The sequence below is a fragment of the Rasiella sp. SM2506 genome, assembly GCF_050859505.1.
GTDB lineage: Bacteria > Bacteroidota > Bacteroidia > Flavobacteriales > Flavobacteriaceae > Marinirhabdus.
The window spans coordinates 171,241-185,856 of sequence record NZ_CP193934.1; the positions used below are offsets into that span (position 1 = coordinate 171,241).

14 protein-coding genes and 2 riboswitches are annotated in these 14,616 nt (G+C 39.2%); of the genes, 1 reads left to right on the forward strand and 13 read right to left on the reverse strand.

The annotated features are described in order from the left end of the window. On the reverse strand, nucleotides 1–696 hold the full coding sequence (gene radC, locus ACQ2HF_RS00880; protein WP_432411625.1) for a RadC family protein: 696 nt from the start codon (nucleotides 694–696) through the stop codon (nucleotides 1–3). Nucleotides 697–772: 76 nt separating this feature from the next. Here radC and ACQ2HF_RS00885 point away from each other — a divergent pair, with 76 nt between their 5' ends. After that, nucleotides 773–1,216 (forward strand): DUF1569 domain-containing protein, encoded by a 444-nt coding sequence (locus ACQ2HF_RS00885; RefSeq protein ID WP_432411626.1) that lies wholly within the window; start codon nucleotides 773–775, stop codon nucleotides 1,214–1,216. 9 nt (nucleotides 1,217–1,225) lie between these two features. Here ACQ2HF_RS00885 and ACQ2HF_RS00890 read toward each other — a convergent pair whose 3' ends face one another. The 12 genes from ACQ2HF_RS00890 to ACQ2HF_RS00945 all read right to left on the reverse strand — a co-directional run bounded on the left by ACQ2HF_RS00890 (nucleotide 1,226) and on the right by ACQ2HF_RS00945 (nucleotide 14,325). Then, the gene (locus ACQ2HF_RS00890; protein ID WP_432411627.1) at nucleotides 1,226–1,981 is read right to left on the reverse strand and encodes a head GIN domain-containing protein; all 756 of its coding nucleotides are present in this window, start codon (nucleotides 1,979–1,981) and stop codon (nucleotides 1,226–1,228) included. 3 nt (nucleotides 1,982–1,984) lie between these two features. Further along, the gene (locus ACQ2HF_RS00895) at nucleotides 1,985–3,091 is read right to left on the reverse strand and encodes an acyloxyacyl hydrolase (protein ID WP_432411628.1); all 1,107 of its coding nucleotides are present in this window, start codon (nucleotides 3,089–3,091) and stop codon (nucleotides 1,985–1,987) included. 29 nt (nucleotides 3,092–3,120) lie between these two features. Then, the gene (locus ACQ2HF_RS00900; RefSeq protein ID WP_432411629.1) at nucleotides 3,121–3,867 is read right to left on the reverse strand and encodes a head GIN domain-containing protein; all 747 of its coding nucleotides are present in this window, start codon (nucleotides 3,865–3,867) and stop codon (nucleotides 3,121–3,123) included. Between the two features lies 1 nt (nucleotide 3,868). Then, nucleotides 3,869–4,975, reverse strand: coding sequence for an acyloxyacyl hydrolase (locus ACQ2HF_RS00905; protein WP_432411630.1), 1,107 nt, complete (start codon nucleotides 4,973–4,975; stop codon nucleotides 3,869–3,871). Beyond that, entirely contained in the window at nucleotides 4,976–5,932 is a 957-nt protein-coding gene (gene metF, locus ACQ2HF_RS00910) for a methylenetetrahydrofolate reductase [NAD(P)H] (protein WP_432411631.1), read from the reverse strand. It lies immediately after the preceding gene. Beyond that, nucleotides 5,933–8,677 (reverse strand): methionine synthase, encoded by a 2,745-nt coding sequence (metH, locus tag ACQ2HF_RS00915; protein WP_432411632.1) that lies wholly within the window; start codon nucleotides 8,675–8,677, stop codon nucleotides 5,933–5,935. A gap of 44 nt (nucleotides 8,678–8,721) precedes the next feature. Then, nucleotides 8,722–9,663 (reverse strand): pyridoxal-phosphate dependent enzyme, encoded by a 942-nt coding sequence (locus tag ACQ2HF_RS00920; RefSeq protein WP_432411633.1) that lies wholly within the window; start codon nucleotides 9,661–9,663, stop codon nucleotides 8,722–8,724. Next, on the reverse strand, nucleotides 9,660–10,676 hold the full coding sequence (locus ACQ2HF_RS00925) for a homocysteine S-methyltransferase family protein (protein WP_432411634.1): 1,017 nt from the start codon (nucleotides 10,674–10,676) through the stop codon (nucleotides 9,660–9,662). Before ACQ2HF_RS00925 ends, ACQ2HF_RS00920 begins: the two co-directional genes overlap by 4 nt. 286 nt (nucleotides 10,677–10,962) lie before the next feature. Further along, a riboswitch (SAM riboswitch) is annotated at nucleotides 10,963–11,095 on the reverse strand. Nucleotides 11,096–11,158: 63 nt separating this feature from the next. Then, nucleotides 11,159–11,584, reverse strand: a complete 426-nt coding sequence (locus ACQ2HF_RS00930) for an RrF2 family transcriptional regulator (protein ID WP_432411635.1) — start codon at nucleotides 11,582–11,584, stop codon at nucleotides 11,159–11,161. 3 nt (nucleotides 11,585–11,587) lie between these two features. Continuing rightward, nucleotides 11,588–11,998: an OsmC family protein gene (locus ACQ2HF_RS00935; protein ID WP_432411636.1), complete on the reverse strand. Its 411-nt coding sequence runs from the start codon at nucleotides 11,996–11,998 to the stop codon at nucleotides 11,588–11,590. Between the two features lie 2 nt (nucleotides 11,999–12,000). Next, nucleotides 12,001–13,143 carry an aspartate kinase gene (locus ACQ2HF_RS00940; protein WP_432411637.1) on the reverse strand — a complete coding sequence of 381 codons (1,143 nt, stop codon included), beginning with the start codon at nucleotides 13,141–13,143 and terminating at the stop codon, nucleotides 12,001–12,003. Nucleotides 13,144–13,155: 12 nt separating this feature from the next. Further along, nucleotides 13,156–14,325, reverse strand: coding sequence for a trans-sulfuration enzyme family protein (locus ACQ2HF_RS00945; RefSeq protein ID WP_432411638.1), 1,170 nt, complete (start codon nucleotides 14,323–14,325; stop codon nucleotides 13,156–13,158). A 148-nt stretch (nucleotides 14,326–14,473) separates the two neighbouring features. Beyond that, nucleotides 14,474–14,605: riboswitch (SAM riboswitch) on the reverse strand. Nucleotides 14,606–14,616 lie beyond the last annotated feature (11 nt).

Genomic DNA, 14,616 nt, shown 5'->3' on the forward strand with positions numbered 1-14,616 from the left:
CTATAAAAGATTTTCGTCTGCAAAGCTAAAGTAGCTGTTTTCGGTGACAATAAGATGGTCTAGCACTTTTATATCCAGACTTTCCCCTGCTATTTTGAGTTTTTGTGTGAGCGTTTTGTCAGCATTGCTAGGCTTTAATGTACCGCTTGGGTGATTGTGTCCCAGGATTACAGCCACAGCGCCAAGTTGCAAGGCATTCTTAAATACAAGCCTTACATCTACCAGCGTGCCTGTTATTCCTCCCTTACTAAGTTGGGTAGTTTGTAATACTTTGTTAGAATTATTAAGATATATAATCCAGAATTCTTCGTGTGGCAATTCTCCAATAATGGGTTGCAAAAGTTCAAAAACAGATTGGCTGGAGGTAATTTTCTTTTGTTTTAAGCCTTCTTCCCCACTTCTTCTCCTTCCTAGTTCCAGCGCAGCTACAATGGTTATTGCTTTTGCCTCGCCTATGCCTTTATAGTGCATCAATTCTTTTACGTCCATTTTTCCAAGCGTATTCAAATTATTATTGGCTCCTGCCAAAATACGCTTGCTAAGCTCTACGGCACTCTCCTCTCTACTGCCACTGCCTATTAAAATTGCAATGAGTTCAGAATCGGACAACGCCGTTCTTCCTTTGGACAAGAATTTTTCTCGCGGGCGATCATCCTGGTTCCAGTTTTTAATAGAAAAAGAAGAAGTATCTTTCAAAAGAATGCTAATTTCAATAAAGATAATGATGTATCTTTAAATTTCAATAAAATTTTGAAAATCAATACGCTATCGTATGAAATCACTTTTTGAAACTGAAGCATTAAACGAAATTAGAACTCGTTTGGGTAGCCTTTCTGAAAATTCAGAAAAACAATGGGGAAAAATGACTTCTGGGCAAATGATGCATCATTGTCAATTACCTCTCAATGTTATCTTAGAAAAAGAAAACTACAACCTAAAGCCCAATTGGTTTGTAAAAACGTTCTTTAAAAAAGCTATGTATAGCGACAAACCGTGGAGAAAAAATTTACCCACTGTGAAACAATTCAAGGAAACAACACCAAGAGATTTTACTACTGAAAAGCAACACCTAGAACAATTATTAATTGAATTTGAAGCACAACGCGAGCGTGAAGACTGGAAACCGCATCCAAGTTTTGGGGAGTTAACAAAAGAGCAGTGGGGGAAAATGCAATACAAACATTTAGACCATCATTTTAGACAGTTTAAAGTCTAATACCGGGACTTATTCAAAGATTAACCTACCTGTAAAAAGTTCCTCCACATCTACAAAAGGAGGTCTGTTCTTTGCAATCACATCTCCTAACCCTACAATGGTTCCTCGCAATGAATCTGTTGGAAAACATATAATTTTATTCGTGCTCCTGTGAAATATATTAATGGTTCTAGCCTTTAGTTCTCCTGCTTCAACACGTGCATCGCTATCAAAAAGACCAATTTGAAAACCTCTAGTTCTTCCTTTTAATTTGAATGTAGAAATTCCATTGGCATTAATAATTATCCCATTGGTGTTTAATTCGTCCAAATCGAAGTCACCATCTGTATGGAATTCATCATCTAACAGTCTATCTTCAGATACTAGTTCTAGCCTATCAAAAGAAATAATTCCAATATCTTCAACCGTACTGCCGGAACTATTCCTTATAAGGTCAATTTCCGGAGAGGTTACATACACTTTTGTGGTTTCAAAGTCACGCAATAGATTGCAACTATTATTGTCTTTAATTTTAAGGATGCTATCTTCAGATCTTACTACCACTTCCGAGATTAAATTATCTGGAGACTCTACGATTACTTTTTGTACAGGGCCCTGAGAAATATAAAGTTTAACTCTATCAAAAACAATAATTCTCTTAAAGACATCTACTTCAAACTCTTGCCTTACAATATCTCCATTGTCGTTTTGAAAACAATCTCCCAGACCATCTGTGTTACAGCTAACCAACACAACTAAAAATCCAATAAAAGCTAACTTTTTCATATGCTATAGACGTATACCAAGACTAAATTCAACAGCTTCTGCTTTCGCATAATGAGCCTTTACAGTTATTGAGCCAAATAAATTTTCAGTAATATACCTTTTTAAACCCAATCTATTATAAACGCGATTTTCAAATTCATAAGGCCAATAGACGTAATAGCCTAGTTGAGATACAAATGCTACTTTGTTAAATCGTAATTCGTGGCCCACAAAAACACCTATTCTTCTCGCATCTTCATCTCCACTTAAGCCATCGCTCGTAAAGGCGATAGATCTGTACTCTATTAATCTTTCGATCATTCCTGAAATAAACAAATCTGTTCCTAACTGAAAGCTGCTCTTGTAATTAATACGTTTATCGACAAAGGCAGATAAAGTTATAAATGGATATTGCCCCAAGCCATTTACATCTGCTTCATTCACACCAGATCTAACTACAAAGTTATAATGGATGGGTTCTGAATAAAATTCACTTCCCCAAGCTACAGGTACAAGCGCTTCCGGATAGTTAATGGAATTAAACAAATAGGTAGCTCCCGCACTAATGTAAAATGTATTGGTACTATTGTTGGGTGCTTTAAAGTTTGCGTTAGAATAGTGAATCACTCCCATACCCAAAGTAACCCCCAAACCATCTATAATATTTTCTTGTACAAAATTAAATTTAAGTAAGGTGGAGCTTAAAAAATCGCTACCGTAGGCATTATTCTCGAAATTAGTTTCCGGATCGTAGGGATTGGTAGCATAACCAACTCCTTGTCCAATACCTATGGACAATCTGCGTTTCCAAAAATAAAAGTTAAAGTGCCCATATACCGAATGTACCTGTCCTAAAAATTGATTATCTAAATCCTGAAAGATGTAGGTAAACCCCCAATCCGGGTAGTTATAGCGCCCCTCCCATTCATTATAGCCATACGGTTTACGGCTGTAACTTAAAATGAGCCCTGACGGATGTCCTGTTATTAAATGAGAAATGTCTGGATTGTGTTCAATAATAGTTCCGAAGAAATATTCTGCTTTAACTTCATTAAATTTTAGTTCATTTTGTTGTGCCAGAACACCTTGACAACAAACACATAATAAAACAATAGCTCTAAGCAATTTCATAGTGAAAAACAAACGCCAAATATACATGTTTATTGAAATAAAAGACGGCCAGAATTCAATTCTTCAACCTCTATTATTTTTGGACGATTTAGTGATAGTACATCTCCTACTCCCACAATTCGACCCCGGATGCTTAATTGCGGATTTACAATTATTTTATTGGCACTTCTATGGAAGATACGTAAATGATCAACAATTAGATTGGCACCTTCAAATCTTGGCACCTCATCTTCAAAAGAAATAATGGCATTTTCGGTATACCCATCTATAAAGAAGCCACTAAAACCATTGGCTTCCACGCTTAAATTTACAGAATTGACGGTTAAAGTAAAGTTTCCACTTTTTCTAATCTCTTCAAATCCTCCGGTTGTATTGCTTATTAATCTTAACTCAGGAAAGTTGAGTATTCCTTCACCCACTACATCATAAGAGCTACCGTTGCGGATTTCCAAAAGGTTTGGGACTGTTACCTGGGCTTTTGTGATACCAAAGTCACGAACATAATTACACTCGTTCGCATCTCTTACTACCAATACGCCATCTTGAACATACACCAATACATCTGGCAACAAATTTTCTCCAGTTTCTATGATCACCTCTTGTGTAGCCCCCTCTTTAATTAGCAAAGACACGTTATTCTCTATTCTAATCTTGTTAAAGGCATTCACTTCAAAAGGTATTTGAACCATATTTCCTGCCAACTGAAAGCAATCTGGAGCCGTTTCGCTATCACAAGCAAAACAAAGTAAAACCAATAGGTAGTATAATTTTTTCATCTTATAATCGTATTCCAACTCCAAATTCTATCGCTTCCGCATTTGCGGCGTGGGCTTTTACCGAAACCACACTATATAATTTTTCAGAAAAATAATACTTTAACCCTATTCTTTCATATACGGGCAACTCGTATTTAGACGGCCAATAAACATAGTACCCCAACTGAATTGGAATTGCAAATTTTGAAATCCGCAGCTCATACCCTCCAAAAACAGCAACACGTTTATAATCTATTTTTTCTTCATCTTCTTTAAAAAAGGCGATGGCACGATATTCGAGTTCCTTCTCTAAAGATTTTGAAAAAAACATTTCTGCTCCTAACTGAAACGTGCTTTTATAGCTTATTCGTTTATCTATAAAACCTCCCACTACAAAAAACGGGTGTTGCCCAAGGCCAACAATATCTCCTTCGTTAATACCACCTCTCACAAATAGATTGTAATGCAAAGGCTCATTAATGTCTTGTTTCTCTTCTAGAGGAAGATATACAGCTTCTTTTTCATCAAAATCATACTGCACCCCTACGGTCACTGCATACACATTTGTACCAGAATTGGGTGCTCTAAAGCTCCCGTTAGAATGATGTATAAACGAAAGTCCTGCCTGCATCCCAAAACCCTTGTATATATTTTTTTGCTGGTAGGTAAGCTGAAAATAGGTGGCGGCTAAAAATCTACTTCCATAGGCAACATTTTTAAAGTTGGTATCCAAATCGAACGGATTTGTATTAACACCTATTCCCTGAGCAATTCTTAGCTGTAGTTTCTTTGATAAAAAATAAAAATTAAGATGACCATATACCGCAAAATTTTCACCTAGTACTTCACTGTTAAAATTTTGATACCCAAAAGAAACCCCCACATCTGGATAGCCATATTCCTGTTGCCAGTAGCTAGTACCAAACGTTTTTTTATTAAAACTTAAAATAAAACCTTCTGGCTGATTCCTATTAAGTTGTGTGACATTTTTATTTTGCACCAACAAGGAACCATAGTAATAATTGGCATCTACAAAGTAGGGCAAATTAGCTTCGGTTTGCGCAAAAATTGGAGAAGCGCATATCAGTATAAAGAGGATTATTTTTGCCACGGCGGCAAATGTAAACAATTAAAATATTTGAGACGCTATAGCCTTAATATTATCGCTTTTCCCCATAGAATAATAATGCACAAATGGCACCCCGGCAGCTACCAACTCTTTACTTTGAGCAATACACCAATCAATACCCACCTGTCTCACTTGGGTGTTGTCTTTACATTTTACAATTGCCATAATTAACGCATCCGGAAGCTCTAAGCTAAAACGATGCGGAATTAAATTCAATTGCTTTTTGGTGGCAATGGGCTTTAAACCTGGAATAATAGGCACTGTGATACCCGCAGCCCTGCATTTTTCAACAAACTGAAAAAATTTAGTATTATCAAAAAACATTTGGGTTACAATATAAGTAGCCCCTTTCTCAATCTTCTTTTTGAGGAAATGAATATCACTATCCAAACTTGGTGCTTCCATATGTTTTTCAGGATACCCCGCCACTCCAATGCAGAAATCTGTTGGTGTTTTGTTCTGAAGTTCTTCATCCAAATACACGCCGTTGTTCAACGCTGAAATTTGTTCTACCAACTTACTAGCATAGGTGTGCCCCTCTTTTTCCGGGGTAAAATAGGTTTCACTTTTTACGGCATCACCACGAAGTGCCATGACATTATCAATCCCTAAAAAACCTAAATCTATCAGGAAATTCTCTGTATCTTCTTTGCTGAAACCCCCACACAAAATATGCGGAATAGCGTCCACGTGATATCTGTTCTGAATGGCCGCACATATACCAACCGTTCCCGGACGTTTCCGCACTACTTTTTTCTGAAGCAGCCCATTTTTTAATTCCTGGTATACGTATTCCTCACGATGATAGGTAACGTCTATAAATGGCGGATTAAACTCCATTAACGGATCTATATTCTCAAAAATTGAATTGATATTTTGACCTTTTAACGGAGGTAAAATTTCAAATGAAAACTTAGTGGTTCCTTTTGCCTGTGCTATATGTTCTGTAACTTTCATCTATTCTGCAATATTTGGCTGCAACCATTTTGTTGCTTTTTCAACTGAAATATTTTTTCTTTCGGCGTAGTCTTCCACCTGGTCTTCTTTAATTTTTCCTAATCCGAAATATCGCGCCTGCTCGTTCCCAAAATAATATCCAGAAACCGAAGCAGCTGGCCACATTGCCATACTATCGGTTAGGGTTACGCCTATTTTTTCTTTCACCTGTAACAATTCCCAGATAGTTTCTTTTTCCAAATGGTCTGGACAGGCTGGGTAGCCTGGTGCGGGACGAATTCCCTTATAACTTTCTTTAATTAAATCTTCATTACTCAAAGTTTCACCTGTCGCATACCCCCAATGTTTGGTACGTACTTCTTTATGTAAATATTCTGCAAAAGCTTCGGCCAATCTGTCGGCTAAGGCTTTTACCATAATACTGTTGTAATCGTCTAATTCAGCTTCGTATTTAGCAGCTAATTCAGCAGTACCAAAACCTGTGGTGACACAAAAACAACCTACATAATCCTGTATTCCAGTTTCAGCAGGTGCTATAAAATCGGCCAGGGCAATATTGGGTCTACCGGTGGCTTTTTTAGATTGTTGGCGGAGGGTTCTGAAAATCCCCCTCTCGGTCGTGCCTTCCTCTCGCAAGCTCGTCGGAGGCAAGGAAAGGGGAGAAGAAAATTTAAATTCTATATCATCATCGTTACTACTGTTGGCTTCAAAAAGTCCAAAAATAGCTTTGGCTTTAAGTTTCTTTTCTGAAATAATTTTTTTGAGCATTTGTTTTGCATCTGCAAAAAGTTCGGTGGCTTGAGTCCCTACAACGTTATCTGTAAGAATATCAGGATATCTCCCATGCAAGTCCCAGCTTCGGAAAAAAGGGGTCCAGTCTATAAAATCCGTTAGCTTTCCTAAATCAAAATCTTCCAGTGTTTGAATCCCTAACTCGTTCGGTTGTGTGATTTCGGAAGTGTTCCAATCTATCGTAAATTTATTCCTGCGCGCTTCTCCAATTGAAACATAGGTCTTGGTTTGTTGCCTATTCAAAAAGCTTTTGCGAAACACTGCATAGTCTTCTTTTATCGTTTTTATATAGCTTTCCTTCCGTTCGCTTTGCAATAAATCACCCACCACCGTTACCGCTCGGGAGGCGTCGTTTACGTGTACTACGGCGCTTTTGTACTGTGGGTCTATCTTCACAGCTGTATGTGCCTTACTCGTGGTAGCGCCACCAATCAATAACGGAACTTCAAACTCCTTGCGTTGCATTTCTTTGGCAAGAAAAACCATTTCATCCAGGGACGGAGTTATTAAGCCACTTAAACCAATAATATCTACGTTGTGTGCTTTGGCTTCGGCGATTATTTTTTCTGGGGCTACCATGACGCCAAGGTCAACAATTTCATAATTATTACAGGCCAGCACTACTGAAACTATATTCTTACCAATATCGTGTACATCTCCTTTTACGGTTGCCATTAAAACCTTTCCAGCACTATTACTTTTAGCTCCTTTGTCATTAAAGATAAAAGGTTCTAGATACGCCACCGCTTTTTTCATCACCCGTGCGCTCTTCACCACTTGCGGCAGAAACATTTTTCCACTTCCGAAAAGGTCGCCCACTACGTTCATCCCAATCATTAAATGCCCTTCAATCACTTCAATGGGTTTGATGACACTCTGTCGGGCTTCTTCTATATCTTCAAGAATGTATTGGTCTATTCCTTTTACGAGTGCTCGTGTAATTCTGTCCTGTAAAGGCTCTAATCGCCAGGAAAGATCTGCGGTTTTTTCTTTGGACGTGCCTTTAACGGTTTCAGCAAAATCGAGGAGACGTTCGGTGGCATCATCACGTCTGTCCAGCATCACATCTTCTATGCGCTCCAATAAGTCCTTTGGAATGTCATCATAGATCTCCAGCATCGTTGGGTTTACAATCCCCATATTCATTCCCGCCTGAATGGCATGGTATAAAAACACCGAGTTCATAGCTTCGCGCACCGCATCATTTCCACGGAAACTAAACGAAACATTACTCACTCCTCCACTCACACTACTATGCGGCAAGTTTTTGCGTACCCATCGGGTAGCTTCAATAAAATCTACTGCGTTTTTTTTATGTTCGTCCATTCCCGTAGCGACAGGAAAGATGTTTAAATCGAATATAATATCTTCGGGTTTGAAACCAACTTTATTGACCAAAACATCGTAAGATCGTTTTGCAATTTCTATCCTGCGTTCGTAATTATCTGCCTGCCCTACCTCATCAAAAGCCATCACGATCACAGCCGCACCGTAGCGTTTCACTAAGGTTGCGTGATGGATAAATTCTGCTTCGCCTTCTTTTAAGCTTATAGAGTTTACAACACATTTTCCCTGCACAACTTGCAAGCCGGCTTCAATGATTTCCCACTTGGAGCTGTCTATCATTATAGGTATTCGGGCGATATCAGGTTCTGCCATAATCAGGTTTAAGAACTTCACCATAGCTGCTTTACCGTCTATTAGCCCATCGTCCATATTAACGTCTAGAATCTGGGCGCCGCCTTCTACTTGCTCACGAGCAATACTTAAAGCTTCCTCATACTTATCTTCGTTTATTAAACGCAAAAACCTACGGGAGCCAGCCACATTGGTGCGCTCTCCTACGTTAATGAAATTGCTTTCAGGCGTAATGATTAGGGGTTCTAGTCCTGATAATTTTAGCCCCCTAACCCCTAAAGGGGGAATTATAGTATTCTCAAATTCTTCTTTCATATACATTTCAATTATACTCTTTTACCCCCTTTAGGGGTTAGGGACTAAAACGGTAAATTCATTACATCCACATTTCCGCCAGAGAGAATAATCCCTATTTTTTTATACTGAAATTTCTCTTTCTCCCTCAAAACAGCTGCAAAAGGGACGGCACAACTAGGTTCGATGATTATTTTCATACGTTGCCAGATATGTTTCATCGCCTCTACTATTTCATCTTCCTCAACTCGAATAATTTCTGAAACTAACTCCTGAATGATAGGAAAATTTAGGTCTCCCAAATTGGTTCGTAATCCGTCTGCTACTGTGTTTGCTGAAGCGTTTGTCTCGATCTTTCCCGATTGTAACGATCTATACGCATCGTCTGCAGCAAAAGGCTCTCCTCCTATGACGTTGCAATTGTTGCCGAAGTATTTTGCTGCCAGGGCTGTTCCTGCTAGTAAGCCTCCACCCCCAACAGGCACTAACAAATAATCCAACTCTGGATATTTATGTAATAGCTCTACGCCTGCTGTGGCATTTCCTAAAATCACATCCAGATTATTAGACGGATGTAAAAAGGTGGCACCCGTTTCTTGTTGAATTTTTGCTGAAGTTTCCTCGCGCGCTTTCAGCGTACTTTCACATTCGGTTATTATGGCACCATATCCCTTTACTGCTTCTTTTTTAACTGAAGGCGCATTCTCTGGCATCACTACGTAAGCAGTAACACCCAAATTTTTAGCTGCCAAAGCAACCGCCTGCCCAAAATTTCCTGAAGAATGTGTCACCACGCCAGCCGCTTTCTGTTCCTTGGATAAATTTTGAATGGCATTGGTAGCACCCCGCATTTTAAAAGCGCCCATTTTCTGAAAGTTCTCACATTTAAAATACACTTGCGCGCCAGCCATTTCATTTAATGCAGAAGAAGTGAGGACAGGAGTTTGATGTACCAATCCGTCAACCGTATTTATTGCTTTATCTAAATGATTTTTTGTGAGTATCATACTGGGGAGTTAATTTCTGAAATCAAAGGTCTGGGTTGGTACTGGGAAGCAATTTTTGCTATGGCTGCAATATGTTCTGGCGTAGTTCCACAACAACCTCCTATAATATTGATTAATTTCTTGTCCAAGTATTCTTTTATTTGTGCTGCCATTTGTTCTGGAGATTCGTCATATTCACCAAAGGCATTAGGCAAGCCTGCATTGGGGTATGCAGAAACGGCGATGTTTGTTCTATTGGCTATTATTTCCAAATGTGGTGTAAGTTGTTTTGCTCCTAACGCACAATTAAAGCCTACACTCAACAACGGAATGTGCGAAATAGAGATTAAAAAAGCTTCGGCTGTTTGTCCTGAGAGCGTTCTTCCTGAAGCATCTGTAATAGTACCGCTCACCATAATGGGAACTTCTATATTACGTTCGGCTTTTACTTCTTCTATGGCGAAAAGGGCCGCTTTTGCGTTTAAGGTATCGAATATGGTTTCTACCAATAATACATCTACACCCCCGTCTAAAAGGGCTTCGGTTTGTTGTTTATAGGCGATACGCAATTGATCAAACGAAATAGCCCGGAATCCGGGATCATTTACATCTGGCGACATACTTGCTGTTTTGTTGGTGGGCCCCATGGCACCAGCTACAAATCTGGGTTTGTGGGGTTCTTTTGCCGTAAACTCATCTGCGACTTTTTTTGCGATTTTGGCGCTTTCAAAATTAAGCTCGTATACCAGATCTTCCATATCGTAATCTGCCATGGCAATGGTTGTAGATGAAAAGGTATTTGTTTCCACGATGTCTGCTCCTGCTGCAAAGTATTTCGCATGAATCTCTGCAATGGCTTTGGGCTGTGTAAGCGATAGTAAATCGTTATTCCCTTTAACCGATGTGGGATAATCTTTAAACCGTTCTCCTCTAAAATCTTCTTCTGAAAATTTATAGCGCTGTAACATGGTTCCCATGGCGCCATCTAGGATTAAAATTCGGTTTTGCAGTGCTTGCTGTATATTGTTTTTCATTTGTTTCCCCTCGACTCCGCTCGGGGTGCGGTGTTTATTGATCTTTATAAATATTTATCCCTGCGAGAGGGATTGAGGCTTTGTTGGAGCTCTCCCACAACATTAGTCTTCGACTGCGCTCAGACTGACATTGGGAAGCGACTGCCGAAAGCCCGACGCTTTGCAAATGCCCCAAAGCATTTGTAAAGGGACTCGCCAAAATATAACTCATTTTGGTCCCTAGGAGGAACTAAACGGTTTTAAAATTTCTATCAAGAATTGTGGAGCGGTGTGGTGACCTGTTTGTTTGTTATCTATTTCCAGAAATTATGATTGGAATAGAATGTAGCACCTTCTCGAGATTTCGTCTTTCGACGGAATGACAACGAGGGTTGCTAAGGCTTCACAGGGTCTAATCCCTCCGCCTTTCTTGATAACTTTCAGTAAGTAATGAACTAAAACAAAGAAACAGCATAATTATTAAAATGCCAATACTTTGCGGGTTAATCTTTTGGTTTGGTTGCAATAAGATCTGCCAGGGTGGTATTTTCAAAAATACCTAGATTGGTATCCCGTACTTGCACCATAAGCCTGTGAACACTGCAGGCATCTTCGTCTGGGCAATCGTCACATTTTTCGTAAAAATTGAGACTAACACAGGGCACCATTGCTATTGGGCCTTCCAGCACACGTAAAACACTCGCTATGGTTATTTCTTCTGCAGGTTTGGCGAGAAGATACCCTCCGCCTTTTCCTTTCTTGGATTGTAAAATGGCTGCTTTTCTCAAGATAAGAAGAATGCTCTCTAAAAATTTTTGAGAGATATTTTCGGCTTCAGAAATCACAACAATTTGCACTGGGTCCTTACTATTTTCCCTAGCAAGATATGAAAGCGCCTTTAGGCCATATTTAGTTTTTCTAGATAGCATTAGTTATTCAATTTTAGAACCATTTACGTGAATAGTATACGTAATAGGCACCTGTGGCTCTAGAGTTAAAGATACTGAACAATATTTTTGAAAACTAAGGTCTGCCGCCTTTTTTGCCTTTATAGGGTTTATTTTGCCTTCTAAAAAAATGTTTACATGCATAGACTTAAAAGGTTTTGCTTGTCCAACTTCTATGCGTTCCCCAATGACTTCCATGGTGTAGTTGGTAACTTCCTGTTTTTGTTTGGTAAGGATAGAAACTATGTCTACAGCACTACAACCTCCAACACTCATTAATAATAATTCCATAGGACTGGCTCCCTTCTCGCCATTGTCGATATTTACGGGAATTGAGTTTTTTCCCATTCCTTGAAACCAGTAGGCATTATTTTTTCTTTCCAGGGTTACTTTCATAGTTAATTTAATTTATTACATATTCGTAAAACATCTCCAAAAACACCGCGTGCCGTTACTTGTGCACCCGCTCCAGCACCCTGAATAACAATGGGATTTGCTCCGTAACTCTCTGTGTAAATTTCGAAAAGAGAGTCACTTCCTCTTAACTGTCCTAACATACTATTTTTAGGTGTTTCCTGCAAACTTACCTGTAAAATACCTCCATCTTCTTTGGATAAATCGCCGTGAAGATCGCCAACATACCGGAGCACTATATCCTTTTTTAAATTTTTCTTCTTAATTAAATAAGGGTGATCCAATTGCTGTATACTTTCAAAAAATGTTTCTTCATCTACGTTTCTTAGAGCCTTCGGGATGAGGTTTTGTACCGAAACATTTTCCAGCTCAACCTTTAGCTCTAGCTCTCTTGCTAAAATTAAAAGTTTACGAGCTACATCCATTCCGCACAAGTCTTCCCGTGGATCTGGTTCTGTAAATCCTTTTGTCATTGCTTTTTTTACGACTTCACTAAAGGAACTATCTTTTTCTGAAAATTCATTAAAAATAAAACTTAGTGAACCCGAAAAAACACCTCGAATGCGCGTGATATTCTCACCAGATTGGTGTAGCAAATTTATAGTATCTATTAAAGGTAAACCAGCACCTACGTTAGTTTCATATAAATAACTTTTGTTATTATTTTTGAGTACGTCACGCAATTGAAGATACTCGGTCCAGCTATGGGTGTTTTTATGTTTATTGGATGACACCAAATGGAATCCATTTTCTACCAAGGTTTCGTAATTCTGTGTAAATACCGCATCTGCCGTATTGTCTACGGCTATTAGGTTTTCTAGTGTATGAAGCTTGGCGAAGGAAATGATATCTTTTACCGAATACGAACTCCCCTGGCTACTTTTATCTTGCTCCCAATTGGTATCTATTCCGTTTTTCTGAAACAATGCTTTGGTGGAGTTTGCCACTGTAAAAACTACAATTTCCAAGTTTTTGTTTCTTAAAAGCTGTTCTTGTCGCTCAAATAATTGTTCCAAAAATGCTTTTCCTACTGTGCCGTGACCAAAAACAGCCAAGTGAATACGGCGTCTTTGCAATGCGGCTATGTCAATTTTTTCTTCTGAAATTTCTAAAATTGTTGTACTCATCTTAAAAAAAAATTACACGGCAACAGTTGCTGGTGAAACTTCAGTTTTTTTGAAGGCTTGCTCCAAATCCTGGATTAAATCTTCGGCATTTTCTATCCCACATGAAAGACGGATTAACGAATCTTTTATTCCAGCTTCCAATCTGCGCGCTCTTGGAACACTCGCATGAGTCATTTGTGGCGGATGGCATACTAAACTTTTTACACCGCCTAAGCTTTCAGCTAGTTTAAAACATTCTGTGCCAGTTACAAAGGCATTGGCCGCTTCTACCGTATCCTTTTTTAAACTGAAGGATACTATTCCTCCAAAGAGTCCGTTTTGTTGTCTTTTTGCTATGTCGTGATTTTTATGCGTTGGTAATCCTGGGAAATAGACTTCGGAAACCGCTTCGCTTTTCAGTAAAAATTCAGCTACTTTTTGCGCATTTTCGCATTGTCTTCGGAAACGGATATCTAAAGTTTCAATGCCACGAATGGTCAAGAAACAATCCCACGGACCTAAAATTCCGCCAGAAGCATTTTGAATGAATTTTATTTTTTCTGACAGTTCTTCCGTTTTAGTCACCACCAATCCAGCTACCAAATCACTATGGCCGCCAATGTATTTGGTCCCGCTGTGTACTATAATATCTGCTCCTAATGAAATTGGTTGTTGGGCAATTGGACTTGCAAAGGTGTTATCTACCACAAGCAAGGCACCTACACTTTTGGCGATTTTTGAAATGGCTTCGATATCTGAAACTTTCAATGTTGGGTTGGTAGGAGATTCTATCCAGATAAACTTTGTTTTGGTACTTACTGCGTTTGCCACGTTTTCGGCATTGGTAGTATCTACATACTTAATGTCGATCCCTAGCTTTTCGTACACGTGTGTAAACAAACGGTAGGCACCGCCATAGATATCGTCTACGGCAATAATCTCTTCGCCTGTTGAAAGTAATTTTAACACCGCGTCTATAGCCGCTAAGCCTGTCCCGAAGGCAAAACCAGCGTCACCGCCTTCCAGCTGGGCTACCACGTCTTCTAACACCTTGCGGGTTGGGTTGTTGCTTCTTGCATAATCAAACCCTTTGTTCACGCCAGGCGCTTCCTGAATAAAGGTGGAGGTTTGGTACACAGGTACCGAAATCGCGCCCGTTAGCGGGTCGCTTGGAATGGAATGGATAATTTTTGTTGCACTCATTTTTCTATTTTTTTGAGTTAATAATTATGAACTTGATTTAAAAAGTTCGGATTAAAACAAAAGCCAAATGCGCCGTGTGGCGTACTCTTTTAGAAAAATTGTTAGTAAGAAGTGAGTCCCTACACATTCGGGAAGAACATGTAGTTTTTCGTTATCTATCTCCGGCCAGGCCGGTGTAGAATGTAGCACCTTCTTAAAGTTTGGATTCCCGCCTGCGCGGGAACTTCAAGGGTTGCTAAGGTTTCAAAGGGTCTAATCCCTCCACCTTTCTTGATAACAATTCAATAAAGA

Coding starts and splice junctions, on each gene's coding strand:
- ACQ2HF_RS00885 (WP_432411626.1), top strand. CDS start 773: ATGAAATCACTTTTTGAAACTGAAGCATTAAACGAAATTAGAACTCGT.
- ACQ2HF_RS00890 (WP_432411627.1), bottom strand. CDS start 1,981: ATGAAAAAGTTAGCTTTTATTGGATTTTTAGTTGTGTTGGTTAGCTGT.
- ACQ2HF_RS00895 (WP_432411628.1), bottom strand. CDS start 3,091: ATGAAATTGCTTAGAGCTATTGTTTTATTATGTGTTTGTTGTCAAGGT.
- ACQ2HF_RS00900 (WP_432411629.1), bottom strand. CDS start 3,867: ATGAAAAAATTATACTACCTATTGGTTTTACTTTGTTTTGCTTGTGAT.
- metF (WP_432411631.1), bottom strand. CDS start 5,932: ATGAAAGTTACAGAACATATAGCACAGGCAAAAGGAACCACTAAGTTT.
- metH (WP_432411632.1), bottom strand. CDS start 8,677: ATGAAAGAAGAATTTGAGAATACTATAATTCCCCCTTTAGGGGTTAGG.
- ACQ2HF_RS00920 (WP_432411633.1), bottom strand. CDS start 9,663: ATGATACTCACAAAAAATCATTTAGATAAAGCAATAAATACGGTTGAC.
- ACQ2HF_RS00925 (WP_432411634.1), bottom strand. CDS start 10,676: ATGAAAAACAATATACAGCAAGCACTGCAAAACCGAATTTTAATCCTA.
- ACQ2HF_RS00930 (WP_432411635.1), bottom strand. CDS start 11,584: ATGCTATCTAGAAAAACTAAATATGGCCTAAAGGCGCTTTCATATCTT.
- ACQ2HF_RS00935 (WP_432411636.1), bottom strand. CDS start 11,998: ATGAAAGTAACCCTGGAAAGAAAAAATAATGCCTACTGGTTTCAAGGA.
- ACQ2HF_RS00940 (WP_432411637.1), bottom strand. CDS start 13,143: ATGAGTACAACAATTTTAGAAATTTCAGAAGAAAAAATTGACATAGCC.
- ACQ2HF_RS00945 (WP_432411638.1), bottom strand. CDS start 14,325: ATGAGTGCAACAAAAATTATCCATTCCATTCCAAGCGACCCGCTAACG.